This is a genomic window from Curtobacterium sp. MCLR17_045, assembly GCF_003234405.1.
GTDB lineage: Bacteria > Actinomycetota > Actinomycetes > Actinomycetales > Microbacteriaceae > Curtobacterium > Curtobacterium flaccumfaciens.
This window is the reverse complement of the sequence record NZ_QKTB01000002.1, coordinates 217,398-243,268: the sequence shown is the minus strand read 5'-3', so window position 1 is coordinate 243,268 and position 25,871 is coordinate 217,398. Positions and strand designations below refer to the sequence as shown.

Annotated in this window: 21 protein-coding genes and 2 tRNA genes; 15 read left to right on the top strand and 8 right to left on the bottom strand. The window is 69.7% G+C overall.

Annotation, left to right across the window (positions count from 1 at the left end):
* Nucleotides 1-189 precede the first annotated feature (189 nt).
* A complete protein-coding gene (locus DEJ05_RS03305) occupies nucleotides 190-1,221 on the bottom strand; it encodes a LacI family DNA-binding transcriptional regulator (protein ID WP_111109729.1) in 1,032 nt (343 codons plus the stop codon).
* 118 nt (nucleotides 1,222-1,339) lie between these two features.
* Here DEJ05_RS03305 and DEJ05_RS03300 point away from each other — a divergent pair, with 118 nt between their 5' ends.
* The 7 genes from DEJ05_RS03300 (at nucleotide 1,340) to DEJ05_RS03270 (ending at nucleotide 10,470) form a co-directional block, all read left to right on the top strand.
* A complete protein-coding gene (locus DEJ05_RS03300; protein WP_111109728.1) occupies nucleotides 1,340-2,614 on the top strand; it encodes a sugar ABC transporter substrate-binding protein in 1,275 nt (424 codons plus the stop codon).
* Nucleotides 2,614-3,492, top strand: a complete 879-nt coding sequence (locus DEJ05_RS03295) for a carbohydrate ABC transporter permease (protein ID WP_027464687.1) — start codon at nucleotides 2,614-2,616, stop codon at nucleotides 3,490-3,492. The genes DEJ05_RS03300 and DEJ05_RS03295 overlap by 1 nt, the downstream gene beginning before the upstream one ends.
* Nucleotides 3,489-4,475: a carbohydrate ABC transporter permease gene (locus DEJ05_RS03290; RefSeq protein ID WP_204166197.1), complete on the top strand. Its 987-nt coding sequence runs from the start codon at nucleotides 3,489-3,491 to the stop codon at nucleotides 4,473-4,475. Before DEJ05_RS03295 ends, DEJ05_RS03290 begins: the two co-directional genes overlap by 4 nt.
* Nucleotides 4,475-5,872, top strand: coding sequence for a cellulase family glycosylhydrolase (locus DEJ05_RS03285; RefSeq protein ID WP_111109727.1), 1,398 nt, complete (start codon nucleotides 4,475-4,477; stop codon nucleotides 5,870-5,872). Before DEJ05_RS03290 ends, DEJ05_RS03285 begins: the two co-directional genes overlap by 1 nt.
* A 14-nt stretch (nucleotides 5,873-5,886) precedes the next feature.
* Nucleotides 5,887-8,913: a glycoside hydrolase family 38 C-terminal domain-containing protein gene (locus DEJ05_RS03280; protein ID WP_111109726.1), complete on the top strand. Its 3,027-nt coding sequence runs from the start codon at nucleotides 5,887-5,889 to the stop codon at nucleotides 8,911-8,913.
* A 52-nt stretch (nucleotides 8,914-8,965) separates the two neighbouring features.
* Nucleotides 8,966-9,943, top strand: coding sequence for an endo-beta-N-acetylglucosaminidase H (locus DEJ05_RS03275; RefSeq protein ID WP_111109725.1), 978 nt, complete (start codon nucleotides 8,966-8,968; stop codon nucleotides 9,941-9,943).
* 236 nt (nucleotides 9,944-10,179) lie between these two features.
* Complete coding sequence (locus tag DEJ05_RS03270) at nucleotides 10,180-10,470, top strand: DUF1905 domain-containing protein (RefSeq protein ID WP_111109724.1); 291 nt, start codon at nucleotides 10,180-10,182, stop codon at nucleotides 10,468-10,470.
* 104 nt (nucleotides 10,471-10,574) lie between these two features.
* Here the strand turns inward: DEJ05_RS03270 and DEJ05_RS03265 are convergent.
* Nucleotides 10,575-10,648 (bottom strand) — tRNA-Gly (locus DEJ05_RS03265).
* A 54-nt stretch (nucleotides 10,649-10,702) separates the two neighbouring features.
* On the opposite strand from DEJ05_RS03265, the gene DEJ05_RS03260 reads away from it, so the two are divergent.
* From DEJ05_RS03260 to DEJ05_RS03240, 5 genes are all read left to right on the top strand, one after another.
* On the top strand, nucleotides 10,703-10,978 hold the full coding sequence (locus tag DEJ05_RS03260) for a hypothetical protein (RefSeq protein WP_111109723.1): 276 nt from the start codon (nucleotides 10,703-10,705) through the stop codon (nucleotides 10,976-10,978).
* A 94-nt stretch (nucleotides 10,979-11,072) separates the two neighbouring features.
* Nucleotides 11,073-11,149: transfer RNA gene (locus DEJ05_RS03255), tRNA-Pro, on the top strand.
* Between the two features lie 53 nt (nucleotides 11,150-11,202).
* Nucleotides 11,203-12,510 carry a trigger factor gene (gene tig / locus DEJ05_RS03250; protein ID WP_111109722.1) on the top strand — a complete coding sequence of 436 codons (1,308 nt, stop codon included), beginning with the start codon at nucleotides 11,203-11,205 and terminating at the stop codon, nucleotides 12,508-12,510.
* Between the two features lie 167 nt (nucleotides 12,511-12,677).
* Nucleotides 12,678-13,307 carry an ATP-dependent Clp protease proteolytic subunit gene (locus DEJ05_RS03245; protein WP_111109721.1) on the top strand — a complete coding sequence of 210 codons (630 nt, stop codon included), beginning with the start codon at nucleotides 12,678-12,680 and terminating at the stop codon, nucleotides 13,305-13,307.
* Between the two features lie 26 nt (nucleotides 13,308-13,333).
* Nucleotides 13,334-13,993 carry an ATP-dependent Clp protease proteolytic subunit gene (locus DEJ05_RS03240; RefSeq protein WP_027464696.1) on the top strand — a complete coding sequence of 220 codons (660 nt, stop codon included), beginning with the start codon at nucleotides 13,334-13,336 and terminating at the stop codon, nucleotides 13,991-13,993.
* 63 nt (nucleotides 13,994-14,056) lie between these two features.
* On the opposite strand, the gene DEJ05_RS03235 is transcribed toward DEJ05_RS03240, so the two are convergent.
* The gene (locus DEJ05_RS03235) at nucleotides 14,057-14,665 is read right to left on the bottom strand and encodes a copper resistance CopC family protein (protein WP_181440636.1); all 609 of its coding nucleotides are present in this window, start codon (nucleotides 14,663-14,665) and stop codon (nucleotides 14,057-14,059) included.
* 50 nt (nucleotides 14,666-14,715) lie between these two features.
* Entirely contained in the window at nucleotides 14,716-15,444 is a 729-nt protein-coding gene (locus DEJ05_RS03230) for a YcnI family protein (RefSeq protein ID WP_181433090.1), read from the bottom strand.
* Nucleotides 15,445-15,680: 236 nt separating this feature from the next.
* Here DEJ05_RS03230 and clpX point away from each other — a divergent pair, with 236 nt between their 5' ends.
* Entirely contained in the window at nucleotides 15,681-16,961 is a 1,281-nt protein-coding gene (gene clpX, locus DEJ05_RS03225) for an ATP-dependent Clp protease ATP-binding subunit ClpX (protein WP_017886000.1), read from the top strand.
* A gap of 102 nt (nucleotides 16,962-17,063) precedes the next feature.
* Here clpX and DEJ05_RS03220 read toward each other — a convergent pair whose 3' ends face one another.
* Nucleotides 17,064-19,088 (bottom strand): M3 family metallopeptidase, encoded by a 2,025-nt coding sequence (locus tag DEJ05_RS03220; RefSeq protein ID WP_111109719.1) that lies wholly within the window; start codon nucleotides 19,086-19,088, stop codon nucleotides 17,064-17,066.
* A 226-nt stretch (nucleotides 19,089-19,314) separates the two neighbouring features.
* Nucleotides 19,315-19,896, bottom strand: a complete 582-nt coding sequence (locus DEJ05_RS03215) for a TetR/AcrR family transcriptional regulator (RefSeq protein WP_027464700.1) — start codon at nucleotides 19,894-19,896, stop codon at nucleotides 19,315-19,317.
* A gap of 122 nt (nucleotides 19,897-20,018) precedes the next feature.
* Between DEJ05_RS03215 and DEJ05_RS03210 the strand changes: the two genes are divergently transcribed.
* On the top strand, nucleotides 20,019-20,858 hold the full coding sequence (locus DEJ05_RS03210; protein ID WP_111109718.1) for an alpha/beta fold hydrolase: 840 nt from the start codon (nucleotides 20,019-20,021) through the stop codon (nucleotides 20,856-20,858).
* Nucleotides 20,859-21,016: 158 nt separating this feature from the next.
* Here DEJ05_RS03210 and DEJ05_RS03205 read toward each other — a convergent pair whose 3' ends face one another.
* Both DEJ05_RS03205 and valS read right to left on the bottom strand, forming a co-directional pair.
* Complete coding sequence (locus tag DEJ05_RS03205; protein WP_027464702.1) at nucleotides 21,017-21,268, bottom strand: hypothetical protein; 252 nt, start codon at nucleotides 21,266-21,268, stop codon at nucleotides 21,017-21,019.
* A 65-nt stretch (nucleotides 21,269-21,333) separates the two neighbouring features.
* Nucleotides 21,334-23,928 carry a valine--tRNA ligase gene (gene valS, locus DEJ05_RS03200; RefSeq protein ID WP_258376074.1) on the bottom strand — a complete coding sequence of 865 codons (2,595 nt, stop codon included), beginning with the start codon at nucleotides 23,926-23,928 and terminating at the stop codon, nucleotides 21,334-21,336.
* 288 nt (nucleotides 23,929-24,216) lie between these two features.
* Here valS and proP point away from each other — a divergent pair, with 288 nt between their 5' ends.
* On the top strand, nucleotides 24,217-25,779 hold the full coding sequence (gene proP / locus DEJ05_RS03195) for a glycine betaine/L-proline transporter ProP (RefSeq protein WP_246552629.1): 1,563 nt from the start codon (nucleotides 24,217-24,219) through the stop codon (nucleotides 25,777-25,779).
* Nucleotides 25,780-25,871 lie beyond the last annotated feature (92 nt).

Below are 25,871 nucleotides of genomic sequence, written 5' to 3'. Positions count from 1 at the left end.
TTCTGGTTCACGATCCTCGGGCTTCGTGAACCAGAACCGTCACGGCGCGGAGAAGACCACGTCGTCCCGCGTCGGTGCAGTGCGGTGCGTGCGCCAGTTGCAGGCAGCCGCGCCGCGCTGCGGGAGGGGGAGCGGCGGCAGCGGCGGCGGGAGCGGGAGCGGGTCGTCGGCGCCGACGTCCGGAGCGGGTCAGGCGGGGGCGCGGCCGGTGGACTCGCGGACGCTCAGGGTGAGCGAGGGGCCCGGGCGTGAGGGGAGCGGGGCGGTGGCGTCGATCTGCGCGCGCAGCAGGGTCGCCGCACGCTGTCCGAGCTCGACGGTGTCACGGGTGAGGGAGGTGATCGCCGGGCGGACGAGCCGGATCATCGCCGAGTCGTCGAAGGACACGATCGAGACGTCGCCGGGTACCGCGACGCCCATCTCGCTCGCCACGCCCAGCCCGGCGACGGCGAGCACGTCGTTGTCGTAGACGATCGCGGTCGGTCGGACGCTCCGGGACAGCAGGGTGCGGGTGGCGCTGGCGCCGGCCTCGGCCGAGTAGTCCGTCGGCACCGAGACCGTGTCGTCGAGCCCCTCGTCGGCGGCGAACGCCCGGAGCCGGTCCATGCGCATGGCGGTGTGCTCGAACTCGGGCCGCCCGGCGACGTGCGCGATGCGTCGGTGCCCGAGGGCGTGCAGGTACCGCAGAACGGTGTCGGTGGCGTCCGAGTCGTCGATCCAGACCGTGGGGGCGGCGCCGTCGGGGGAGGGGTGCGATCCGACGACGACGGTCGGCAGGCCGAGGTCGGCGAGCAGGGCGAGCCGGGCGTCGTCGCGACGAGGGTCGATCACGATCACGCCGTCGACACGGTGTCCGCGCCACCAGTCCCGGTAGGTCTCGAGTTCTTCCTCGGCATCGCGCGCGACGAGCAGGTTCATGCCGACGTGGGTGCCGGCGAGCCCGAGCTGGATGCCGGAGATCAGGTCGCCGAAGAACGACTCCGTGCCCAGGGTCCGGGCCGGGCGGTTCAGCACGAAGCCGATGGAACCGGCCTTCGCGCCGCCGAGTGCCCGGGCCGCGGTGTGCGGCTGCCAGTCGAGCTCGCGGGCGATCTCGCGCACGCGGCGACGGGTCTCGTCGGAGACGCCGGGGCGGTCGTTCAACGCGAACGACACCGCGCTGATGGACACGCCGGCCCGCGCGGCGATGTCGGCGATCGTCGTTCGACGCTTGGTGGCCACGGGGTTGACTATAGCGCTTTAGTCATTCACAGTGGCTGCCACACACGGGTTCGGTGACTGCTGCTGAACCGGTTCAGCTATGACGAGGGAGTCAGACGCCATGAGGACCACCACACGCATGACGAGGGGCCGCGCCACCGCGCTGCTCGCGACGGCCGCCGCCACGGCGCTCGTCCTGACCGGCTGCTCGAGCGGCGGGAACGCGGCCGACAACGGCGGCGGCGAGATCAGCGGCACCATCACCCTGCAGACCTGGGCGCTCACGCCGACCTACACGGGGTACCTCAACGGGGTCATCAAGGACTTCGAGCAGGCCCACCCGGACGCGAAGGTCAAGCTGCAGGACCAGCCCGGCGACGGGTACGCCGACAAGGTGCTCAGCCAGGCCTCGTCGAACAGCCTGCCCGACGTGATCAACCTGCCGCCGGACATCGCCCTGCCGCTCGCGAAGCGCGGGTTCCTGCAGGACGTCGCGAAGGACGACTCGAAGCTCGCCAGCACGTACGTCGCCGGCGCGTTGGACTCGTACGAGTACAAGGGCGTCGACGGCACGTTCGGGTACCCCTGGTACCTCAACACCGACGTGAACTACTGGAACTCGACGATGTTCGCCAAGTGCGGCCTCGACGCGAAGAACCCGCCGAAGACCACCGACGAGCTGTTCACGCAGGCGAAGACCATGCACGACAACTGCCCGACCGACTACCTGATGAGCCGGAAGCCCGGCCTCGGCGACTTCACGCTCGCCGGCGTCAAGGTGCTCAACGCCGACGGCACGAAGTTCACCTTCGCCGACTCGTCGAAGGCCGCCGACCTGATCGACCGCTACAAGGACGCGTACCAGGACGGCTACATGCCCTCCAACGTGCTGAACAGCGACTACCTCGGCAACTCCACCCTGTTCACGCAGGCCAAGGTCGCCTGGACCACCGGTGGTGCCACCTCGCTCGCCGACTTCGAGAAGAACAACCCGTCGCTCAAGGGCAAGGTCACCGTCAGCCCCGCACTCGACACCCCGCCGCTCTACGTGCAGGGCCTGTCGGTCTCGAGCAAGTCGAAGCACCTCGCCACCGCCGAGGCCTTCGCGAAGTTCATGACGAACGCGGAGAACCAGGAGGCGTTCGCCCACAAGGTCAACATCTTCCCGTCCACCACGTCGTCACAGTCGGACCCGTACTTCTCGAAGGACGACGGCACCGTGAACGGCGAGGCCCGGGTCCTGGCGAACGAGGCCCTGAAGACGGCGAAGGTCATCAACCCGGTCGAGGCGAACTCCGCGATGACGGACTTCCTCGACCAGCAGATCGCCCTCGCGATGAAGGGCCAGGTGGCGCCGAAGCAGGCGCTCGAGACCGCCCAGACCAAGATGAACAGCCTGCTGGCCAACGGCTGATGCGTGCGAACCGCTGGTACACGCCCTGGTTGCTCGTCCTGCCGGCACTGATCTGGCTCGTCGCGTTCAGCCTGTGGCCCTCGATCAACACGGTCCGGTTGTCGTTCACGAACGCCAGCCCGCTCGGCGGCGTGAGCCAGTGGGTCGGGGTGCAGAACTTCGAGACACTGCTCGCTGATCCGCAGGTGTGGGAGGCGCTGCTCAACAGCGTCATCTACATGGCGGTGTGCCTGCCGCTGCTGACGGTCCTCCCGCTCCTCATCGCGGTGCTCGTGCAGCAGAAGCTGCCCGGGATCGCGTTCTTCCGCACCGCGTTCTACACGCCGGTCATCGCGTCCGCGGTGGTCGTCGGGCTCATCTGGACGTGGATCCTCGACGACCGCGGCGTCATCAACGAGATGGCGCAGGCCCTCGGTGTCGTGCAGGGCAGCGTCCCGTTCCTGACCGACCGGTGGCTGCTGCTCCTCAGCGCCATCAGCCTGACGGTGTGGAAGGGGCTCGGCTACTACATGATCATCTTCCTGGCCGCCCTCGGGAACGTCGGCAAGGACCTGCACGAGGCCGCCGCGCTCGACGGCGCCGGCGCGGTTCGACGCTTCTGGTCGGTCACGATGCCCGGGGTCCGCGGCACCATGACGCTCGTCGGGATCCTGGTGTGCGTCTCCGCGCTCCGGGTGTTCAGCGAGCTCTACATCCTCACCAACGGCACCGGGGGGCCCGGCGGGCAGGACAACTCGCTCGTCATGCTCATCCAGCAGTACGCCCGCGGCTTCACCGGCAACCTCGGCTACGCGTCCGCCCTGAGCCTCCTGCTCTTCGTCGTGACGCTCGTGCCGATGCTCGCCCTCGCCCGGATGAACAGCAAGGCGGACAAGTGACGAACACGACCAGCACGACCGAACCCGTCATCGGCGGCGCGCAGGGCGCAGCCAGCCCGACGCCGGACGTGACCGGTGCGACGGGCGCCGGACGGGCCTCCAGGCAGAACGGACGGGGCGGACGCGACGGACGCAAGCGGCGCCGCGCGGTCTGGGGCGTCATGTCCACCCGCGAGAAGGTCGTCCGCTACGTCCTGCTCATCGTGGTGCTCTTCATCACGATCGGCCCGTTCCTGTGGCAGCTGTCCACGTCACTCAAGGGCGCCGGTGAGGACATCTACACGGCGAACCCGTCGTTCATCCCGTCCGAACCGACCATCGAGAACTACCTGAAGGTCGCCGCCGCGATCCCGGTGTGGCGGTACATCGGCAACTCGCTGCTCGTCGCCGCGATCGACGTGCTCGGCAACATCGTGTTCGCGACCCTGGCCGGCTTCGCCCTCGCCCGTCTGCAGTGGCGGCACCGGAAGCTCGTGCTCGGCCTGTTCCTCGGCACCCTCGTGCTGCCCGGCGAGGCGACGATCATCTCGCAGTTCGTCACCGTGAAGGACCTCGGCCTCGCCGACAACCTGGTCGGCGTCGCCCTGCCCGGCATGATCGCGGCGCTCAACGTCCTGCTCATGTTCAACGCGTTCCGGCAGATCCCCGAGGAGATCGACCAGGCCGCGGTGATGGACGGCGCGAACGCGATGCAACGCCTGCGCTACATCTCGCTGCCCGCCGTGCAGGGGACCATCGCGGTCATCGCGATCTTCTCGTTCATCGGCGCGTGGGACGACTTCCTCTGGCCGCTCATCGTGCTGCAGTCGCCCGAGAACCTCACCCTGACCGTCGGGTTGCAGTACCTGCAGGGCACGTTCGCCACCGACCAGCGGATGATCGCGGCCGGCACCATGATCGCCTTCATCCCGATCGCCGTGATCTTCGCCGTCCTGCAGCGCTTCTTCTTCAAGGGCGTCGAAGAGGGCGGTGTGAAGGGCTGATGCGGTTCGGGGTCAACTACACGCCCTCGGTCGGCTGGTTCCACTCGTGGCTCGACTTCTCGCGGTCGGACACCGCCAGGGACCTCGAGGCCATCGCGTCGATCGGCGCCGACCACGTGCGGATCTTCCCGCTCTGGCCGGTCGTCCAGCCGAACCGGACGCTCATCCGGCAGCAGGCCCTCGACGACGTCGCGACGGTCGTCGACCTCGCCGGCTCGTTCGGACTCGACGTCAACGTGGACGCGCTGCAGGGGCACCTGTCGAGCTTCGACTTCGTGCCGTCCTGGCTGGACAGCTGGCACCGCCGCAACATGTTCACCGACCCGGACGTGGTCGCGTCGACCGCCGCATACGTCCGGGCGCTCGCCGGAGCGGTCGCCGACAAGCCCAACCTGCTCGGCATCACCATCGGCAACGAGGTCAACCAGTTCGCACACGCGCCGCACCCCGCACCGCACACGATCACGGCGGAGCAGGGGCACGCGTGGGCGGCGGCGATGGTCGCGGCGGCGCGGGCGGGGCTGTCGGACGGGTCGTCGGCGTCGGTCGCGTCGTCCGTGGCGGTCGGCCGGGAGGCGCGGCTCGACCCCGCCTCCACGGTCCCGCCCGCCACCGGGTCGCGCCCCGGGCCACTGGTCACCGTCGCGCAGTACGACGCGGCCTGGTACGACGACGCCCAGCCCTTCGGCCCCGAGCACGCGGCGGACCACGGTGACGCCACGGTCACGCACTCGTGGGTGTTCAACGGCTCGGCGGCCCTGCACGGCGCCCTCGGAGCCGGGTCGGTGCGGCACGGGGAGTACCTGCTCCAGCTCGCCGCGGCCTGGAACCGCGACGCCGCCCGCCCGAACTGGCTGCAGGAGGTCGGCGCCCCCACCAACGTCGTCGACCCCGCCGACGCCGCCGCGTTCACCGAGCAGACCATCCGGCACGTCCTCGACGCGCAGCAGGTGCTCGGGGTGACGTGGTGGTGCTCCCACGACGTCGCCCGGTCGCTCGCTGACTTCCCGGAGCTCGAGTACGACCTCGGACTGCTCACGAACGACGGACGGCTGAAGCCCGCCGGCGAGGCCTTCGCCGCCCTCGCCCGCGCCGAGCACACCCGCGACGCCCGTGCCGCACCGCCGACCACCGCGCTCGTCCTCGACGACGTGCTGTCCGACGGCACCGACCGGCACGGCACCCGCGCCGACTGTGCCCCCGGCGGTCGGTTCGCCGCCGCCTGGCTCGCCCTGGCCGAGGCCGCACCGGACGGCCGCGGCCCCCAGGTCGTCCTGCGCTCCCGGCTGTCGGACACCGCGCTGCTGGCCGCCCGCGGCATCGACCGCTGCGTCGACGTGCCGTCCGACCTCGACACCACCACCGTCCGCGTCGCCCACCCGGCGACCACGCCCTGACCCCGGAAGGCCCCATGCACGACGACATCCCCCTCACCACCGGACGCGCCCGACGGGTGCTCGACGAGCGGATCACCCCCGCGGTGCACGCGACCACGACGGCCCTCGAGGCCGCGTGGCACGAGCTGCCGGGGGAGCCGGTCCCGCCGACCGAGGGGCTCGCGCTCACGTTCGAGCCCTACGAGGTCGGCACCCCGTGGGGCGCGGCCTGGGGCACGACGTGGTTCCGGTTGACCGGGACCGTGCCGACCGGGTGGGCCGGACGCCGGGTGGAGGCCGTGATCGACCTCGGCTTCGACAAGAACATGCCCGGGTTCCAGTGCGAGGGACTCGTCTACCTGGCCGACGGCACCCCCGTGAAGTCGATCAACCCGCGCAACCAGTGGGTCCTGGTCACCGAACGGGCCGAGGGCGGCGAGACCGTCGAACTGTTCGTCGAGGCCGCGTCGAACCCCGTCCTGCTCGACTACCACCCCTTCCTGCCGACGCAGGAGGGTGACGTGCAGACCGCGTCCTCGAAGCGCCTCTACGCCACCCGCCGGATGGAGCTCGCCGTCTTCGAGTCCGAGGTGCACGAACTCGCCCTCGACATCGACGTCCTGCTCGAACTGCAGGCCGAGCTGCCCGCCGGACCCCGGCGCATGCGGATCCTGCAGGCCCTCGACGACGCCCTCGACGCCCTCGACCTGCAGCACATCCCGGAGACCGCCGGGGACGCCCGTGCGGCGCTCGCCGAGGTGCTGGCCGCTCCCGCCGAAGCCTCCGCGCACACGATCTCGGCCGTCGGGCACGCCCACATCGACTCCGCCTGGCTCTGGCCCGTGCGCGAGACCATCCGCAAGGTCGCCCGCACCACGTCGACCATGACCGAGCTCATCGACCAGACCGACGACTTCCTGTACGGCATGTCGAGCGCGCAGCAGTACGCGTGGATCAAGGAGCACCGCCCCGAGGTCTACGCCCGCGTCAAGGCCGCGGTCGAGGCTGGCAGGTTCCTGCCGATCGGCGGCATGTGGGTCGAGTCCGACACCGTGATGCCGACCGGCGAGAGCATCGTCCGGCAGTTCTCGCAGGGCCAGCGGTTCTTCGAGCGCGAGTTCGGAATCCGGCCCAAGGGCGTCTGGCTGCCGGACAGCTTCGGGTACTCGCCGGCGCTGCCGCAGCTGATGCGCCGCGCGGGCTTCGAGTGGTTCTTCACGCAGAAGATCTCGTGGAACCAGGTCAACAAGTTCCCGCACCACACGTTCCTGTGGGAGGGCATCGACGGGTCGCGGGTGTTCTCGCACTTCCCGTCGATGGACACCTACAACTCGCGGTTGTCCGGCAGCGAGGTCGCGAAGGCCTCCCGCCAGTTCCGCGAGAACCGACTCGCCACCGGCTCGATCGCCCCGGTCGGCTGGGGCGACGGCGGCGGTGGCACCACCCGTGAGATGACCGGCACCGCCGCACGGTTGGCCGACCTCGAGGGCAGCGCGAAGGTCCGCTGGGAGCACCCGGACATGTTCTTCGACCGGGCGAAGTCCGAACTGACCGACCCGCCGGTGTGGGTGGGGGAGCTGTACCTCGAGCTCCACCGGGCCACACTCACGTCGCAGCACGGCACGAAGCAGGGCAACCGCCGGTGCGAGCAGCTGCTCGTCGAGGCCGAGCTCTGGGCCGCGACCGCCGCCGCCCGCACCGACTTCGCCTACCCGTACGACGAGCTCGACGCCCTGTGGCAGCAGGTCCTGCTCCAGCAGTTCCACGACATCCTGCCGGGCACCTCGATCGCGTGGGTGCACCGCGAAGCGGTCGAGCGGTACACCGAGACGGCCGCGGCGCTGACCGCGATCATCGACCAGGCGCTCTCGGCGCTCGCCGGCACCGGCAACGCGGCCGTCGTCGTGAACCCGGCCCCGTTCCTCCAGGCCGGCGCACCCGCGCAGGGCGCTGTCGTGGCGACCGACGTGGCGGCGGCGACCGCCGTGGTCCTGACCGAACAGGACGGCGGGTACGTGCTGGCGAACGACCTGGTGCGGGTCGTCGTCGACGCGCAGGGGCTCGTGACGAGCGCCGTCGACCTGGCGAGCGGGCGCGAGGCGATCGCGGCCGGGCAGGCGGCGAACCTGCTGCAGCTGCACCAGGACTTCCCGAACATGTGGGACGCGTGGGACGTCGACCGGTACTACCGCAACCGCGTCGAGGACCTCGTGTCGACCACCGGGCTGACCGCGTCGGTCGACGACACCGGGGCCGCACGGGTCGTCGTGTCCCGGGCGTTCGGTGACTCGACGGTGACGCAGGAGATCGTCCTGGCGCCGGGGTCCCGCACCCTGGAGTTCGACCAGGTGACCGACTGGCACGAGACCGAGAAGTTCCTCAAGGTGGCCTTCCCGCTCGACGTCCGTGCCGAGCACACCGTCGCCGAGACGCAGTTCGGCGCGCAGAAGCGGGTGACGCACACGAACACCTCGTGGGAGGCCGCGAAGTTCGAGACCTCGATGCACCGCTACGTGCTGGTGTCCGAGCCGGGCTTCGGCGTCGCCCTCGTGAACGACTCGATCCACGGCTTCGACACCACGCGCGACGCCGTCGACGGGCACGTCACCACGACCGTGCGGCTGTCGCTGCTGCGGGCACCGCGGTTCCCGGACCCCGAGACCGACCAGGGCGTGCAGACGCACCGGTACGGCATCGTCATCGGCACCGACCAGCTCGGAGCCACGTCGGCCGGCGTGCGGATGAACGCGGGCGCGCGGACCATCACGGGCGCGCACGGCTTCGAGCCGCTGGTGCAGGTGTCCGGCGACGTCGTGCTGTCGAGCGTCAAGCTCGCCGACGACCGGTCGGGTGACCTGGTCGTGCGCGTCTACGAGCCGTCCGGGCAGCGGGGGACCGGGGGCATCGCGGTCTCGGCCGACGCGGCGACCTTCGGCGCTGCCGTCGAGGTGACCCTCCTCGAAGAACCGCTCGGTGACGCCGTGCCGTCGTCCGACGCGGCCGCGTCCTCGTTCGCCGTCGACGCCTACGAGGTCCGCACCTTCCGGTTCCCGCGCAACTGACCGACCGACTGACCGACTGACCGACCGCCCGTCCCACTCAAGGAGGAACCACATGAAGCAGTCCACGAAGTTCAGCATCGCGACCGCACTGGTCGCCATGCTCGCGGCACCACTGGTGCCCGCCGCAGCGTCCGCGGCGCCCTCCTCGTCCGGGTCCAGTCACGGGCACGGACACGGTGCGTCCCACGGCAGCGGGCACGGGCACGGTCATGGACACGGGCACCACGCTGCGCCCACCAAGTCGGGGCCGACGAGCATCGCCTACGTCGAGGTGAACAACGACGAGCTCGCCAACGTCGGGCGGTACACGCTGGAGAACGGCGCGAACGCGTTCGACGTGGCGATCATCTTCGCCGCGAACATCAGCTACGAGGACGGCAAGGCGGTCCTGTACAACAACGAGAACGTGCAGCGGACCCTCGACCAGGCGGCCACGCAGATCCGCCCGCTGCAGGCCAAGGGCATCAAGGTGACGCTCTCGGTGCTCGGCAACCACCAGGGCGCCGGACTGGCTAACTTCCCGACGAAGGCCGCGGCGCGGGACTTCGCGGCGCAGGTCTCGGCGACGGTCAAGAAGTACGGACTCGACGGCGTCGACCTGGACGACGAGTACTCGGACTACGGCGTGAACGGCACCCCGCAGCCGAACCAGCAGTCCATCGGCTGGCTCATCAGTGCCCTGCGTGCGGACATGCCGCGCAAGATCATCTCGTTCTACGACATCGGCCCGTCCTCCGATGCCCTGAAGACCGCGAACCCGTCGATCGGCGGGAAGCTCGACTACGCCTGGAACCCGTACTACGGCACCTACACGGCGCCGACGATCCCGGGCCTGCCGAAGTCGAAGATCTCCGCCGCCGCGGTCGACATCCAGAACACCCCGCAGGCCACGGCAGTGTCGCTCGCGCAGCGCACGAAGGCCGACGGCTACGGCGTCTTCATGACGTACAACCTGCCGGGAGGCGACGAATCCGCTTACGTCTCCTCCTTCACCAAGGTGCTCTACGGACAGGCCGCGTCGTACCGCTGACGCTCGCGTCCTGACGGCGGCTCGCGCCCCGTGCTGCCCGGCTCCGGCCTGGAGGCACGGGGCGCGTCCGTCGTCCGGGTCCCGCTGGGCGGGGGGAGAGGAAGGGGAGGCACCAGTTCCTCCTCGCGAATGACGGTTCCGGTTCGCAGAACCCGGCGATCGTGAACCGGAACCGTCATCCACCGAGAAGAAATACCGACCCGGCGCGCTCGACGCCGCGGCCGTACGATCGCCGCATGGAGCTCGAGTTCCGCGGCGAGGTGATCGAGTGGCGCGGCCCGTCACCGTTCTTCTTCGCCGTCGTGCCACCGGACGTCGCCGAGGTCATCGCCGACCTCGCGCCGGTGCTCACCTACGGGTGGGGTGTGATCCCGGCCCGCGTGACGATCGGCTCGGTGACGTGGACGACGTCGCTGTTCCCGAAGGACGGCGGCTACCTCGTGCCGTTGCGGGCGGCGGAGCGGAAGCGTGCCCGGGTGGAACTCGGCGACTCCCCGGAGATCACCCTCGAGTTCGCCGACCCCTGACACGAGAGGTGAGGTTGTGGAGGGATGTCGGGAATCGCTGTCGGCGGAGCGCCCGTGTTGTGGAGGGGATGACGGGAATCGCTGTCGGCGGAGCGCCCGTGTTGTGGAGGGGATGACGGGAATCGAACCCGCGTGGCCAGTTTGGAAGACTGGGGCTCTACCATTGAGCTACATCCCCGCGCCTGCGCACCCGGCGCAGCCCGACCATCGTAGCGGACGAACGAGCACCGACATGCCGACGCGCGTCATCCCGAAGCCGGACGGCGGTGCCGAGCGCACGATCCGCTGGTCGCGGGTGGTCTCGTACGTGCTGGTGGTCCTCGCCGCCGCGGTGCTGTCCCTGCGTCCCGACCTGTTCGGTGACCCGCAGTCGCAACCCGCGCACGCACTGCTGCACGTCTGGCGGATCGTCGTCGGACTGTTGCTCGCGGTGGCTGCCCTCGGGGTCCAGGTGGCCGTCGGGATCCGGTGGCGGCGGGGTCTGCGACGCGCCGCGGAGGACGACTGAGCAACCCCCGGGAACAGCGCGCCGTCGGACCGCTAGACTCACCGGGGTCGCATGCGCCCCTCGGCGTGCGCGGCTGATCCCTGGCACGAAGCAACGGGGCGTAGCTCAGCTTGGTAGAGCGCCCGCTTTGGGAGCGGGAGGTCGCAGGTTCAAATCCTGTCGCCCCGACCAGGTCCTCCGAGCACCACCGACCACACGAACGTCAACCAACAGGAGAACATCCCTTGGCCACCAGCACCGTCGACAAGGTGAGCGACACCCGCGTCAAGCTCACCGTGAACGTGACGCCGGACGATCTCAAGCCGAGCATCGACCACGCCTACAAGCACATCGCCGAGCAGATCAACATCCCCGGCTTCCGCAAGGGCAAGGTCCCGCCGGCGATCGTCGACCAGCGCGTCGGCCGCGGCGAGGTCCTGAACCACGCCGTCGGTGACGCCATCGACAACTTCTACCGCCAGGCGGTCGAAGAGCAGGAGCTGCGCATCCTCGGCCGTGCCGAGGCCGACGTCGCCGAGCTGCCGAACGTCGCGGACTTCACCGGCGACCTCGTCCTCACCTTCGAGGTCGACGTCCGCCCCGAGTTCGACCTGCCGGACTACTCCTCGTACGAGCTCACCGTCGACGCCGTCGAGGTGTCGGACGACGAGATCGAAGAGGAGCTGCAGAACCTCCGCACCCGCTTCGGCACGCTCGTGACGGTCGACCGTCCGGCGAAGACCGGCGACTTCGCGCAGATCGACCTCACCGCCAGCATCGGCGACGACGAGGTCGACTCGGCCACCGGCGTCTCCTACGAGATCGGCTCCGGCGACCTGCTCGAGGGCATCGACGAGGCGCTCGAGTCCCTGACCGCCGGTGAGTCGACGACCTTCGAGTCGAAGCTCGTCGGTGGCGACCGCGAGGGCGAGACCGCTCAGATCGCCGTCACCGTCACCGCCGTCAAGGAGCGCGAGCTCCCCGAGGCCGACGACGAGTTCGCCCAGATCGCCAGCCAGTTCGACACCATCGACGAGCTCAAGGCCGACCTGAAGGAGCAGATCGCGAAGTCCAAGACCTTCGGTCAGGGCGCCGCGGCTCGCGACAAGCTCGTCGAGAAGCTCACCGAGGACGTCAACATCCCGATCTCGGAGCAGCTCATCGCCGACGAGGTGCACCGTCACCTCGAGCAGGAGAACCGCCTCGAGGACGAGGAGCACCGCAAGGAGGTCTCCGGGTCCAGCGAGACCGCCTTCCGCTCGCAGATCCTCCTCGACGCGATCGCCGAGAAGGAAGAGATCCAGGTCTCGCAGGAGGAACTGACCCAGTACCTCATCCAGGCCGCCGCGCAGTACGGCATGGAGCCGGCCGAGTTCATCAAGGTCATCGACCAGAACGGCCAGATCCCCGGCATGGTCGGCGAGGTCGCTCGTTCGAAGGCGGTCGCGACCGTCCTGTCCAAGGTGACCGTCAAGGACACCAACGGCGACGCCGTCGACCTGTCCGCCTTCACGGCGGGCGTCGCGCAGGAGCCGGCAGGGGACGCCGAGTAACGATCTCGACGCCACCAGTACGACAGACGGGAGGCGCGGTGCCAGCTGGCACCGCGCCTCCCGTCCGTATTTCCGCACCACCGCATTGCTGTCGGCGAACAGACGAGAACTGGTGCGTTGCACCCGATAAGTTCGACAACAAGCGACAACTGAACGGGAGCTTTTCCATGGCCGAAGCAACACTGAACCCCAGTGTTTTTGACCGCCTTCTGAGAGACCGGATCGTGTGGCTCGGCTCCGAGGTCCGCGACGACAACTCGAACGAGATCGCAGCCAAGCTGCTGCTGCTCGCCGCCGAGGACCCTGAGAAGGACATCTACCTCTACATCAACTCGCCCGGTGGTTCGATCACCGCCGGCATGGCGATCTACGACACGATGCAGTTCGTCCCGAACGACATCGTCACCGTGGGCATCGGCCTCGCCGCGTCGATGGGACAGTTCCTGCTGTCCTCCGGCACGCCCGGCAAGCGCTACATCACGCCGAACGCGCGCGTGCTGCTCCACCAGCCGTCCGGTGGCTTCGGCGGCACCGCTGCCGACATCCAGACGCAGGCCAAGGTCATCCTCGACATGAAGCAGCGCATGGCGGAGCTCACGGCCGAGCAGACCGGCAAGTCGGTCGAGCAGGTCCTCAAGGACAACGACCGCGACAACTGGTTCACGGCGCAGGAAGCGCTCGAGTACGGCTTCGTCGACCACCTCCGCGCCTCGAGTGCCGAGGTCATCGGCGGTGGTGGCACCGTCGGCGACGGCGAGGCGCCCACCAGCGCAGCCGAGCCCGACGCCCAGTCCTGATCACCACCGAAGAAAAGGAAACGAGAATGCATCTCCCCATGCTCGGTGGCGCGCAGAACGTCCCGGCTCCGTCCAATCGGTACATCCTGCCGAGCTTCGAAGAGCGCACGGCCTACGGCTACAAGCGCCAGGACCCGTACGCCAAGCTGTTCGAGGACCGCATCGTGTTCCTCGGCGTGCAGGTCGACGACGCGTCGGCTGACGACGTCATGGCCCAGCTGCTCGTGCTCGAGTCGATGGACCCCGACCGCGACATCGTGATGTACATCAACTCGCCCGGTGGCTCGTTCACCGCGATGACGGCGATCTACGACACGATGCAGTACATCCGTCCGCAGATCCAGACGGTCTGCCTCGGTCAGGCTGCCTCGGCCGCGTCGGTGCTCCTCGCCGGTGGCACCCCCGGCAAGCGTCTCGCGCTGCCGAACGCCCGTGTGCTGATCCACCAGCCCGCGACCCAGCAGGGTGGCGGTCAGGCGTCCGACATCGAGATCCAGGCGGCGGAGATCCTCCGCATGCGCACCTGGCTCGAGGAGACGCTGTCGAAGCACTCCAACAAGACGCCGGAGGAGATCAACCACGACATCGAGCGCGACAAGATCATGTCCGCGCAGGAAGCCGTGGAGTACGGCCTGATCGACCAGGTCCTCACCAGCCGCAAGAACCTGCCGGCGCTCGTCAAGTAGCACCAGCAGGAACGACGAAGGCCCCGCACCGATCGGTGCGGGGCCTTCGTCGTTGCGCGGTGGTCAGTCCTCGGTGTCGTCGGACTCCGGGGCCGGCCTGCGGCGCAGGAGCAGCAGCACCGCGACGACCACCCCGACCAGTACGACGCCACCGGCGCCGATCCAGATCGCGTCGGACGCCGCCGAGTCGCTCGATCCCGAGGCGGTGCCGGTGGTGGTGTCCGAGCCGGCGTCGTCGTCACCGGCGGTGGCGCAGGTCGGGGGCTTCGCCGCACCCGAGGCCGGGGTGAAGCCCGACGGCGCCTTCCACGTGAAGGGGTACTCGTCGGACACGGTGTGCCCGTCGGCGGAGACGATCTGCCACTCGACGGTGTACTTGCCGGAGCCGCCGAGTGCGGCGGCCGTGGTCATCGACGGCCCCTCGACGTCGACGCAGCCGTCCTCGTAGTACTTGCCGTCCGGGCCGACGATGCGGAACGCGAACCCGGACCCCGAGTCGCCGATGTCGAGCAGCTTGTCGTTCGTCGTGATGTCGAACGTCTTCGGCAGCTCGGTCAGGGTGCCGCCGACCTCCGGGTCGGACGAGATCAGGTAGTTGTGCGCGCTGGCCGGACCCGCGAGCCCGAGGATCGCACCACCGGCGATCGCGACGGCCGCGGCGGTCCCGGCCACGAGCCTCCAGGCAGAGGACCGAGGCCGGGACCGACGCGAGCCGCGCTGCGTCACTTGGCGGAGCTCCGACGACGCGTGCCGGCGACGGCGACGACAAGGGCGACGGCGCCGAGCACCAGGCCGCCGAGGCCGAGGAAGCGGCCGACCAGGTCGGGGTCGCTCGAGGCGGTCGAGCCGGCGGCCTCGGCCGTCGGGGTCGCGGCGATCGGGTCACCGTCGTCGTCCGTCGCCTCGGCGGCGGTCAGCGTGATCGAGGGTGCCGGGTGCTCGGGCTCGGCTTCGCCGGCCTTCTGCTCCTGGTTCCACTCGACGCTGCCCTTCTCGCAGGTCTGGATCGCGGGGAACTCGACCAGGTCGCCGGCCTTGCCGTCCGGCAGCGAGAACGAGAGCGCGAAGGTGTCGCGCTCGTCGGCGGGCAGGGGGGTCTTCGCGGTGTACGTGACGCTGGTGACGCGCTCGGCGGCCGTCTCGGCGTGGTCCTCGTCGGATGCCGAGGCCGACGGGTCGGTGTAGGGCTCGGTCGCCTTCGTGATCGTCCAGTTCGGGTTCACGGTGGGCGTGACCTCGATGACGGACTCCGGCACCTGGAACTGGATCTTCGTCGTGGGGGAGCCGTCGCAGCCGTGCGGGACCGAGAAGGTCGCCGTGGTGTACGAGTTCGCTGCGGTCGACGTGGCCGTGGCGGACACGTGCGCGCTGGCCGCCGTGGCGCTGCCGAGGACGATGACGGCTGCGACACCGAGGGTGACGGCGCCGCCGGCGGCGAGACGCTTCTGCATGGGGTTCCTTCCGGGGTGGTTCTGCACCTGCTGTTCTACAAGATGTAGAGAAGTCCGGATCACCGTAGCAGGCTCGCACGCCCTGGGCGAACGCGCGGGCGGATTCCGGAGGGGCATCGCGGTCGGTGTCACCGGTTGCGGTTAGGCTCGTGTCCACGACGAGGTGCCCACCAGCAGCGGTGCACCAGCGGTGGTGCGACAGCGCGGCCGGCATGTCCAATCAGGGAGGCACGGGAATGGCACGCATCGGAGAGAGCGGCGATCTCCTCAAGTGCTCGTTCTGCGGCAAGAGCCAGAAGCAGGTCCAGCAGCTCATCGCCGGACCGGGCGTCTACATCTGCGACGAGTGCGTCGAACTCTGCAACGAGATCATCGAGGAACGCCTGGCCGAAGCCGGCGAGGACACCTCGAGCGGGGACTTCGAACTGCCCAAGCCGCGGGAGATCTTCGACTTCCTGCAGGAGTACGTCATCGGGCAGGACCCGGCGAAGCGCGCCCTCGCCGTGGCCGTCTACAACCACTACAAGCGCATCCGGGCGCAGGGGCAGATCACCGCCGCCGAAGACCGCGACGACATCGAGATCGCCAAGTCGAACATCCTGCTCATCGGCCCGACCGGCTGCGGCAAGACGTACCTGGCGCAGACCCTGGCCAAGCGCCTCAACGTCCCGTTCGCCGTCGCGGACGCCACCGCCCTGACCGAGGCCGGCTACGTCGGCGAGGACGTCGAGAACATCCTCCTCAAGCTCATCCAGGCCGCCGACTACGACGTGAAGCGTGCCGAGACCGGCATCATCTACATCGACGAGGTCGACAAGATCGCCCGCAAGGCCGAGAACCCGTCGATCACCCGCGACGTCTCCGGTGAAGGCGTGCAGCAGGCGCTGCTCAAGATCCTCGAGGGCACGGTCGCCTCGGTCCCGCCGCAGGGCGGCCGCAAGCACCCGCACCAGGAGTTCATCCAGATCGACACGACGAACGTGCTGTTCATCGTGGCGGGTGCGTTCGCCGGGCTCGAGGACATCGTGTCCTCGCGCGTCGGCAAGCGCGGGATCGGCTTCGGGGCACCCCTCCACAGTGCGACCGACCACCAGGACCTGTACTCCGAGGTGCTGCCGGAAGACCTGCACAAGTTCGGTCTGATCCCCGAGTTCATCGGTCGTTTGCCCGTCGTCACCACGGTGTCGCAGCTCGACCAGGCGGCGCTCATGCAGATCCTGACCGAGCCGAAGAACGCGCTGGTCAAGCAGTACCAGCGGATGTTCCAGATCGACGGCGTCGAGCTCGAGTTCGACCAGGGTGCGCTCGAGGCCATCGCGGACCTCGCGGTGCTGCGCCAGACGGGTGCCCGCGGGCTCCGGGCGATCCTCGAAGAGGTCCTCGGCCCGGTGATGTTCGACGTCCCGTCCGACGACGACGTCGCCCGCGTGGTGATCACCCGCGAGTCCGTGCTCGAGAACGCGGCGCCCACGATCGTGCCGCGTCCCCGGGCCAAGCGCGTCGAGAAGTCGGCGTAGCCCTCCGGAACCAGCGAACGGACACAGCACCACGGGAATCCGTGGTGCTGTGTCCGTTTCGTGGTGCGGTGCGCGGGCGCGCGGTGATGTGCGCCGGCGCGCCTACTCGAGCCCGCGGCGCCGCAGCAGCGGGCCGACCTCGGCGTCGCGGCCGCGGAAGTCCCGGTACGCCTCGAGCGGGTCCTTCGCCCCGCCGACCCCGAGCAGGCGTTCCGCGAAGCGTCGACCGGCCTCACGGTCCAGCCCGCCGTTGTCGCGGAACCACTCCACCGTGTCGGCGTCGAGCACTTCGGACCAGATGTACCCGTAGTACCCGGCGTCGTACCCGCCCGAGAACGTGTGCGCGAAGTACGTCGACGAGTAGCGCGGCGGCACGGCCTCGACCGCGATGCCGGCGGCGGCCAGGGCGTCCCGCTCGAAGTCCTCGACGGACGTCACCGCTGCGGCGTCGGCCGCCGACAGCCGGTGCCACGCCTGGTCGAGCAGTGCTGCGGCGAGGTACTCGGTCGTGCCGAAGCCCTCGTTGAACCCCTCGGACTCGCTGAGCCCCAGGACGAGCTCGGGCGGCAGGGGTGCTCCGGTCTCGTGGTGCTTCGCGTAGTTCGCCAGCACGGACGGCCACGACAGCCACATCTCGTTCACCTGGCTCGGGAACTCGACGAAGTCCCGCTCGACGTTCGTGCCGGAGAACCGCGGGTAGGTGGTGCGGGCGATGAGGCCGTGCAGGGCGTGGCCGAACTCGTGGAAGAGCGTCTCGACCTCGTCCTGGATGAGCAGGGTGGGGGAGCCGGCGGACGGCTTCGCGACGTTGAGGTTGTTGACCACGACGGGCAGGGTGCCGAGCAGCTCGGACTGCTCGACGACCGGGTTCATCCACGCGCCGCCGCGCTTGCCGTCACGCGTGTAGAGGTCGAGCAGGTACAGCCCCACGGGCTCGCCGTCGTCGCCGGTGACCTCGAAGACCCGGACCTCGTCGTTGTAGCCGTGCAGGTCCGGGCGCTCGGTGAAGGTCAGGCCGTACAGGACACCGGCGGCGTGGAAGACCCCGTCGTGCAGGACCCGGTCGGCCTCGAAGTACGGGCGGAGCGCGGTGCTGTCCGCGGCGAACTGCTCGCCGCGCAGGATCTCGGTGGCGTACGCCCAGTCCCACGACTCGATGTCGAACCCGACCGTGCGCGACCGGACCGCGCGCTCGTCGTCGGCGTTCCGTGCCGCGGCGCCGACGAGCGAGGACAGCAGCCCGTCGACGGCCTCGGGGGTCTTCGCCGTTTCGTCGGCGGTCACCACGGCGGCGTGGTTCGGGAACCCGAGCAGCTCGGCGCGCTCGGCCCGCAGCCGGACGATGCGGAGCAGCACCTCGCGGTTGTCGTACTCGTTGCCGCGACGACCGCGGGCGAGCGAGGCGCGCATGATCCGCTCACGCAGGTCGCGGTTCGCCAGCGAGGACAGCCACGGGTGTCCGGTGTAGAGCGGCAGCGTGATGAGCCAGCCGTCCAGGCCCCGGTCGGCGGCAGCGGCGGCCGCGGCGGACTTCGCCCCGTCGTCGAGCCCCTCGAGCTCGTCCTCGCTCGTCACGTGCACGGCGGAGTGGTTGGTGTCCTCGAGCAGGTTCCGCTCGAAGGTCGTCGTGAGGGTCGAGAGCTCCTGGTTGATCGCGGTCAGACGCTCCTTGCCCGCGTCGTCGAGGCCCGCGCCCGCCAGGGTCATCTCGGCGTGGGTCCGCTCGACCAGGCGCAGCGCCTCACCGGTCAGCCCGGCGGCTTCGGCACCGTCGAGCACCTCCTGCACGCGGGCGTACAGGCGGGAGTCGAGCGTGATCGCGTCACGGTGGGCGGCGAGGAGCGGGGAGACCTCGGCCTCGAGGTCGTGCAGCTCCGAGGTTGAGTCGGCCGACGACAGCGTGAAGAACACGTGGCTGACGCGGGTCAGCAGCTGCCCGGATCGCTCGAGTGCGACCAGGGTGTTCTCGACCGTCGGGGCGTGCGGGTCGGTGGCGATGGCCTCGACCTCGGCGCGTTGCTCGGCCATGCCGGCTTCGAACGCCGGTCGGTAGTGCTCGAGTCGCACGTCGCCGAAGGGCGGCAGGGCGTAGGGGAGGGTGCTCGGGACGTCGAACGGGGTTGCCATCTGCCCACCCTATGCACGGGTGCTGGAGCCCGTTCCTTCCCATGACACCCGGACTGGGAAGCGGGATCGGGCGTCCCTGGTCGAAAGAACGTACCCGGTACGCCCGGAACGACCAGGTACGCCCGGATCGGCCCGGCAGGCGCACCCGCGCCCGGCGCGACCCACAGACGGACGGGAGGCCCGTGGCGGCGCCGCCACGGGCCTCCCGTCCGCCCCGCATCGCGTGTCAGCGCATCGCGGCGTCGATCAGGGTCACCGCGGCACGGCGCGCGTGCGCGGCCGGTGCCGTGGTGCCAGCGATGGCCGCGGTGGTCTGCGCGCCCTCGGCGAGCAGCGCGAGCTGTGCGGCGAGTTCCTCGGCGTGCTCGGGATCGGCGACGACCTCGGCGGTGAGCCGCTGCACGAACTGCTGGAACGAGTCCTTGTGCTCACGCGCGATCTCGGCGACCGCGGGCGAGGTCGCACCGAGCTCGCCGAACGCGTTGATGAACCCGCAGCCGCGGAACGTGTCGTCGCCGAACCACGACTCCAGGAAGTCGTAGACCGCCAGGAGCTTGTCGCGCGGGCTGGCCGCAGCCTCGACCGCGCCGTGCACACCCTGCTCCCACATGTCGTGGCGGCCGGCGAGCACCGCGGCGATGAGCTGCTCCTTGCCGGGGAACGCCGCGTACAGCTTCTTGAGGGAGACCCCGGCGCCCGTGCGGATCTCGTCCATCCCCACGGACTGGATCCCGCGCGTGTAGAACAGCTGGTCCGCGACCTCGACGATGTGTGCTCGGACGTCCGGCTCGACGGTGCTGGTGGCCATGTGTGTACCCCGTTCCCTGAGTGTTCACCGTTCTCGACTTGCGCCGGGAACGGGCGTTCTCTACTGTAGTCCACATCGGTGGAGAACGATCGTTCTCCGCGATACTCAGGGAAGGAACGATCATGGGTGCCATCACCGTCGGAACCGAGAACAGCATCGACATCGAACTCCACTACGAGGACAAGGGCCAGGGGCAGCCGATCGTGCTGATCCACGGCTTCCCCCTCGACGGCAACTCGTGGGAGGGGCAGGTCCCGATGCTCCTCGAGGCCGGCTACCGCGTCATCACGTACGACCGCCGCGGCTTCGGCCAGTCCTCGCAGCCGTCCACCGGCTACGACTACGACACCTTCGCCGACGACCTGCACACGGTCCTGACGACCCTCGACCTGCGCGACGTGATCCTCGTCGGCTTCTCGATGGGCACCGGCGAGATCGCCCGCTACATCGGCCGCCACGGTGAGGACCGGATCGCGAAGGTCGCGTTCCTCGCCTCGCTCGAGCCCTTCCTCGCGATCACCGACGACAACCCCGACGGCGCCGGCCCGATGTCGTTCTTCGAGGGCATCGCCGCCGACGTGGCGAAGGACCGCTACGCGTACTTCACGAACTTCTACCAGGACTTCTTCAACCTGTCGGAGAACCTCGGCACCCGCATCTCCGAGGAGCAGGTCCGCAACGCCTGGAACATCGCGGCCGGCTCCGGCTCGATCGCGTCCGCGGCCGCACCCCTGACCTGGCCGACCGACTTCCGCCAGGACATCCCGAAGGTCACCGTCCCCGCACTGATCGTGCACGGCACGTCGGACAACATCCTGCCCATCGACGCCACCGGCCGACGCTTCACCCAGGCGCTGCCCGCGGCGGAGTACGTCGAGATCGAGGGCGCCCCGCACGGCCTGCTCACCACGCACACCGCCGAGGTGAACGAGGTCCTGCGCACCTGGCTCGCCGAGTCCTGATCCCTCGGCGATCACGCGGGCGCTCCCCGGCGGGGGCGCCCGCATCGTGAGCACAAATGGTCGGGTTCCCACCGGGGACCCGACCATTTCTGCACTCCAAGCGCCGCGCAGCGAGCGGCGCGCGCCGCGCAGCCCGCAGCGCGCCCCCGCGCCGCGCGCTAGTCCTCTTCGCCCGCGTCGTCGGGGTTCGTCACCTGGGCGTGCCCGAGCGCGTCGAGGTGGATCGAGGTGCCGTCGTCGAGCTCGACGATCGGCTTGCCCTCGAGGAACGTCAGGGTCCAGCCCCACGTCGCCGTGTCGACGGACTCCGCCGCGAGCTCGTCCTCGACCCCGCGCACGGCGACGACCATCGTCTCGGGCAGTCGCGCAGGCGGCTCCCCACCCACGTTCCAGCGTGTGCCCAACTGCATCCGTGCCTCCAGTCCGGTGGTTGACGGGCCGGGTCACCAAGGCGACCCGGCCCGGACAGGCGACGTTACGCCTGCTGCTCCGCGAGCTCGATCTCGGTGACGGCGAGCTCCTCACCGTCGACGAACGACAGGTTCTCGATGCGGCCGACGGCCGCCAGGTCGACCGCCGCGCGCTCGATGAGCACCCGCGTCTCGGCGGGCGCCGCGACGACCGCATGCGTCACGGGCGTCTTCTGGGACGCCTTCGCCGCCGTCTTCGCACCGCGGATCCCGATGAGCGCCTGTCCGACGGCCGCGAGCAGCCCGGTGGGGGCCGCGTCGGTGGGCAGGTCGGCCGCGGTCGGCCAGGAGGCCCGGTGCACGCTGGTGTCGTGGGTCCAGGCCCACACCTCCTCCGTCGCGTACGGGAGGAACGGTGCCAGCAGGCGGAGCAGCACGTCGATCGCGCCGCGCAGCGCCAGGACCGCGCTCGCCTGCGTCTCGTGCGTCGCGTCGGACGCGGTGCCGTAGGCACGCTCCTTCACGAGCTCGAGGTAGTCGTCGCAGAACGTCCAGAAGAAGCGCTCGGTGATCTCGAGGGCACGCGCGTGGTCGAACCCGTCGAACGCCGCGGTGGCCTGCTCGACGACGGCACCGAGCTCGGCGAGCATGTCGACGTCGAGCGCCTCGGTGACGCTCGTGGCGCCCTCGGGCAGCGGGAAGCCGTAGACGAACTTCGCCGCGTTGAGCACCTTGATCGCCAGACGACGGCCGACCTTGATCTGCTTCGGGTTCTGCGGGTCGAAGGCTGCGTCCGTGCCGAGCTTGGACGAGGCCGCCCAGTAGCGGACCGCGTCGGCGCCGTGCTGCTCGAGGATGGACAGCGGCGTGACGACGTTGCCCTTCGACTTCGACATCTTCTTGCGGTCGGGGTCGACGATGAAGCCGGAGATGGAGGCGTGCTTCCACGGCACCACGTCGGCCTCGAGCTGGCTGCGGAGCACGGTCGTGAACAGCCAGGTGCGGATGATGTCCTGCGCCTGCGGGCGGACGTCGTACGGGTACACCAGGTCGTAGAGCGCCGGGTCGGTCTCCCACTTGCCCGCGAGCTGCGGGGTGAGCGACGAGGTGGCCCAGGTGTCCATGACGTCGAGTTCGCCCTGGAACCCGCCGGGCACGCCGCGCTGGTCCTCGGTGAAGCCGGGGGCGGGCTCGGAGGCCGGGTCGACGGGCAGTTGTGCCTCGGTCGGAACGATCGGCTGGTCGAACACCGGGTTGCCGTCGGCGTCGAGCGGGTACCAGACGGGCAGCGGCACGCCGAAGAAGCGCTGACGCGAGATGAGCCAGTCACCCGACAGGCCACCGACCCAGTTGTCGTAGCGGACGCGCATGAAGTCCGGGTGGAACGCGATCTCCTCGCCGCGCTGGCGGAGCGTGCTCTTCAGCTGCTCGTCGCGCGCACCGTTGACGATGTACCACTGGCGGGTCGACACGATCTCGAGGGGCTTGTCGCCCTTCTCGAAGAACTTCACCGGGTGCTGGATGGTCTTGACGTCACCGATCAGCTCGCCGGACGCGGTCAGGGCGTCGACGACGACCTTCTTGGCCGAGAACACGGTCTTGCCGGCCATCTCGGCGTAGAGCTCCCGGCCCGTCGCGGACTCGATCCAGGCGGGCTCGTCCGAACGCACGCGGCCGTCGAAGCCGATGATCGCGCGGTTCGGCAGCTGCAGCTCGCGCCACCACACGACGTCGGTGGTGTCACCGAAGGTGCAGACCATCGCGATGCCGGCACCCTTGTCCTTCTGCGCCAGGTGGTGTGCGAGCACCGGGACCTCGACGTCGAACAGGGGGGAGCGGACCGTGGTGCCGAAGAGGTCCTGGAACCGCTCGTCGTCCGGGTGTGCGACGAGCGCGACGCAGGCCGGCAGGAGCTCGGGGCGGGTGGTCTGGATGACGACGTCGTCGCCGCCGTCGGTGCGGTGGAAGGCGATGCCGTGGTACGCGCCGGGCATCTCCTTGTCCTCGAGCTCGGCCTGCGCGACCGCGGTGCGGAACGTGACGTCCCACAGGGTCGGGGCGTCGGCCTGGTAGGCCTCGCCGCGCTCGAGGTTGCGCAGGAACGCGCGCTGGGCGCTCGCCCGCGAGGTGTCGTCGATGGTGCGGTACGACTGGGTCCAGTCGACCGACAGCCCGAGCGTGCGGAAGAGCTCCTCGAACTGCTGCTCGTCCTGCACGGTCAGGCGCTCGCACAGCTCGATGAAGTTGCGGCGCGACACGGGCAGCTGGTCGGCGGCCTTCGAGGACTTGCCGTCCCCGCCCTCGAACGGCGGCGTGAACTCGGGGTCGTACGGCAGCGTCGGGTCGCAGCGGACGCCGTAGTAGTTCTGCACACGGCGCTCGGTGGGCAGACCGTTGTCGTCCCAGCCCATCGGGTAGAAGACGTGCTTGCCGCGCATGCGCTCGAACCGGGCCTTGAGGTCGGTGTGCGTGTACGAGAACACGTGCCCGATGTGCAGCGAGCCGGAGGCGGTGGGCGGCGGGGTGTCGATCGACCAGACGGCGTCACGGTGACCGGCGGCGTCGCGGTCGAAGCGGTAGGTGCCGTCCTGTTCCCAGACCGGCCCCCAGACCTGCTCCAGTCCGTCGACGCTCGGCTTCTCGGGCATGGGCTTGGTCATGGGTGTGCCTTCCGTACGTGTGTGCGGCACCGAGTCCGTGATGAGGTGCCTGAGTGTTCCGCGCCTGACGCGCGGTGCCCCAATCGTAGCGGCCGCGCACGCGCACGCAGGCGGACGAACCGGTCGGACGCGGCCATCACCGAGCAGCGCTTAGCACACCGAACTGTCGGACACGCCCGGAGCCTGCTAGTCTTCCTGGGTTTGTCCGGCGAGCGCAGGGTTCGCAGGAGCTGCAACGTCGCCGTCCGCCGGACGCCCGAAGGAAGCACCGCACCCCGGAGGAACGACTTGGCACCGAACAACGCACCCCACCCGCACGGCGATCGGCCGTTGCGCACGAAGGGCGCCGCGAAGCGCGCTCGTCGCGATCTGACGAAGGACGACGTCACCGTCGTCGAGGAGTCGCTGCTCAAGCGTGCCGTCGCGGCTGCCGCGCTCGGCAACGCCATGGAGTGGTTCGACTTCGGCATCTTCGCGTACCTGACGGTCACCATCTCGCAGGTGTTCCTGCCGCAGGGCGACCCGGCCGCGAACATCGTCGCCACGTTCGGCTTCTTCGCCGCAGCGTTCATCGTGCGCCCGATCGGCGGTGCCGTGTTCGGCCCGATCGGCGACAAGATCGGCCGCCAGAAGGTCCTCGCGCTGACGATGATCCTGATGGCCGCCGGCACGCTCATGATCGGCCTGATCCCGTCGTACGACACGATCGGCTTCTGGGCCCCGGTCCTGCTGCTCGTCGCCCGCTTCGTGCAGGGCTTCTCGACCGGTGGTGAGTACGGCGGCGCCGCGACCTTCATCGCCGAGTACTCGCCCGACAAGCGCCGCGGCTTCATGGGCTCGTGGCTCGAGTTCGGCACCCTCGCCGGCTACGTGCTCGGCGCCTCGATCGTCACCGGCCTGCAGTTCGGCCTGTCCGAGGACGCCCTGCTCAGCTGGGGCTGGCGCATCCCGTTCATCATCGCGGGCCCCCTCGGCCTGATCGGCCTCTACCTGCGCCTCAAGCTCGAGGAGACCCCGGCGTTCCAGAAGCAGCAGGAGCAGGCCGCCGAGCGCGAGGGCCAGAAGACCCCGTTCCTCAAGCTCTTCGCCGAGAACTGGCGCTCGCTCATCATCTGCATCGGTCTGGTCCTGGTCTTCAACGTGACCGACTACATGCTGCTGTCGTACATGCCGACCTACCTCGAGCAGAACCTCGGCCAGAACGCCACGTTCGGCCTGATCCTCATCGTCATCGTGATGCTGCTCATGATGGTCGTCATCACCTTCGGCGGCCGGCTGTCCGACAAGTTCGGGCGCCGTCCGGTGCTCGCCGCCGGCTGCATCGGCTTCATCCTGCTGTCCTGGCCGGCCCTCAAGCTGGTCCAGACCGGCACCGGTGTCGGCGTCTTCGCCGGCCTGCTGATCCTCGGCGTCGTGCTGGTCACGTTCACCTCGACCATGCCGTCGACGCTGCCCGCGCTGTTCCCGACGATCATCCGCTACGGCGCCCTGGCGATCGCGTTCAACGTGTCGGTGTCGCTCTTCGGCGGGACCACCCCGCTCGCGACCGCCGCGCTCATCAACGCCGCGAAGGACGCCGGGTACGGCTGGGCCGAGGACATCCCCGCGTTCTACCTGATGCTCGCCGCCGTGATCGGCCTGGTCGCGGTGTACTTCACCAAGGAGACCGCCGCGAGCCCGCTCATGGGCTCCGGCCCGACGGTCGGCTCCGAGGACGAGATCGCCGGCGTGATCGAGGACTACAACGACCCGACGTCGGAGCTCGCGCAGTCCGACTGGGCGAAGGACTTCTCGACGAGCGAGATCCCGATCATCTCGGCCGACGCCCAGAAGGAACCCTCCGGTTCCTGACCACGGGGCCGCCCCGCGGCAACCCGGCCAGGAGGCCCGGTGCACGTTCCGTCTCGGAACGCGCCCCGGGCCTCCTGGCCGTTCCAGGGCCG

Bases quoted from the DNA above. Each gene is read 5' to 3' on its own strand.
- DEJ05_RS03300 (WP_111109728.1), top strand. From the start codon at position 1,340: ATGACGAGGGGCCGCGCCACCGCGCTGCTCGCGACGGCCGCCGCCACG.
- DEJ05_RS03295 (WP_027464687.1), top strand. From the start codon at position 2,614: ATGCGTGCGAACCGCTGGTACACGCCCTGGTTGCTCGTCCTGCCGGCA.
- DEJ05_RS03285 (WP_111109727.1), top strand. From the start codon at position 4,475: ATGCGGTTCGGGGTCAACTACACGCCCTCGGTCGGCTGGTTCCACTCG.
- DEJ05_RS03280 (WP_111109726.1), top strand. From the start codon at position 5,887: ATGCACGACGACATCCCCCTCACCACCGGACGCGCCCGACGGGTGCTC.
- DEJ05_RS03275 (WP_111109725.1), top strand. From the start codon at position 8,966: ATGAAGCAGTCCACGAAGTTCAGCATCGCGACCGCACTGGTCGCCATG.
- DEJ05_RS03270 (WP_111109724.1), top strand. From the start codon at position 10,180: ATGGAGCTCGAGTTCCGCGGCGAGGTGATCGAGTGGCGCGGCCCGTCA.
- DEJ05_RS03260 (WP_111109723.1), top strand. From the start codon at position 10,703: ATGCCGACGCGCGTCATCCCGAAGCCGGACGGCGGTGCCGAGCGCACG.
- DEJ05_RS03245 (WP_111109721.1), top strand. From the start codon at position 12,678: ATGGCCGAAGCAACACTGAACCCCAGTGTTTTTGACCGCCTTCTGAGA.
- DEJ05_RS03240 (WP_027464696.1), top strand. From the start codon at position 13,334: ATGCATCTCCCCATGCTCGGTGGCGCGCAGAACGTCCCGGCTCCGTCC.
- DEJ05_RS03230 (WP_181433090.1), bottom strand. From the start codon at position 15,444: ATGCAGAAGCGTCTCGCCGCCGGCGGCGCCGTCACCCTCGGTGTCGCA.
- clpX (WP_017886000.1), top strand. From the start codon at position 15,681: ATGGCACGCATCGGAGAGAGCGGCGATCTCCTCAAGTGCTCGTTCTGC.
- DEJ05_RS03220 (WP_111109719.1), bottom strand. From the start codon at position 19,088: ATGGCAACCCCGTTCGACGTCCCGAGCACCCTCCCCTACGCCCTGCCG.
- DEJ05_RS03215 (WP_027464700.1), bottom strand. From the start codon at position 19,896: ATGGCCACCAGCACCGTCGAGCCGGACGTCCGAGCACACATCGTCGAG.
- DEJ05_RS03210 (WP_111109718.1), top strand. From the start codon at position 20,019: ATGGGTGCCATCACCGTCGGAACCGAGAACAGCATCGACATCGAACTC.
- DEJ05_RS03205 (WP_027464702.1), bottom strand. From the start codon at position 21,268: ATGCAGTTGGGCACACGCTGGAACGTGGGTGGGGAGCCGCCTGCGCGA.
- valS (WP_258376074.1), bottom strand. From the start codon at position 23,928: ATGACCAAGCCCATGCCCGAGAAGCCGAGCGTCGACGGACTGGAGCAG.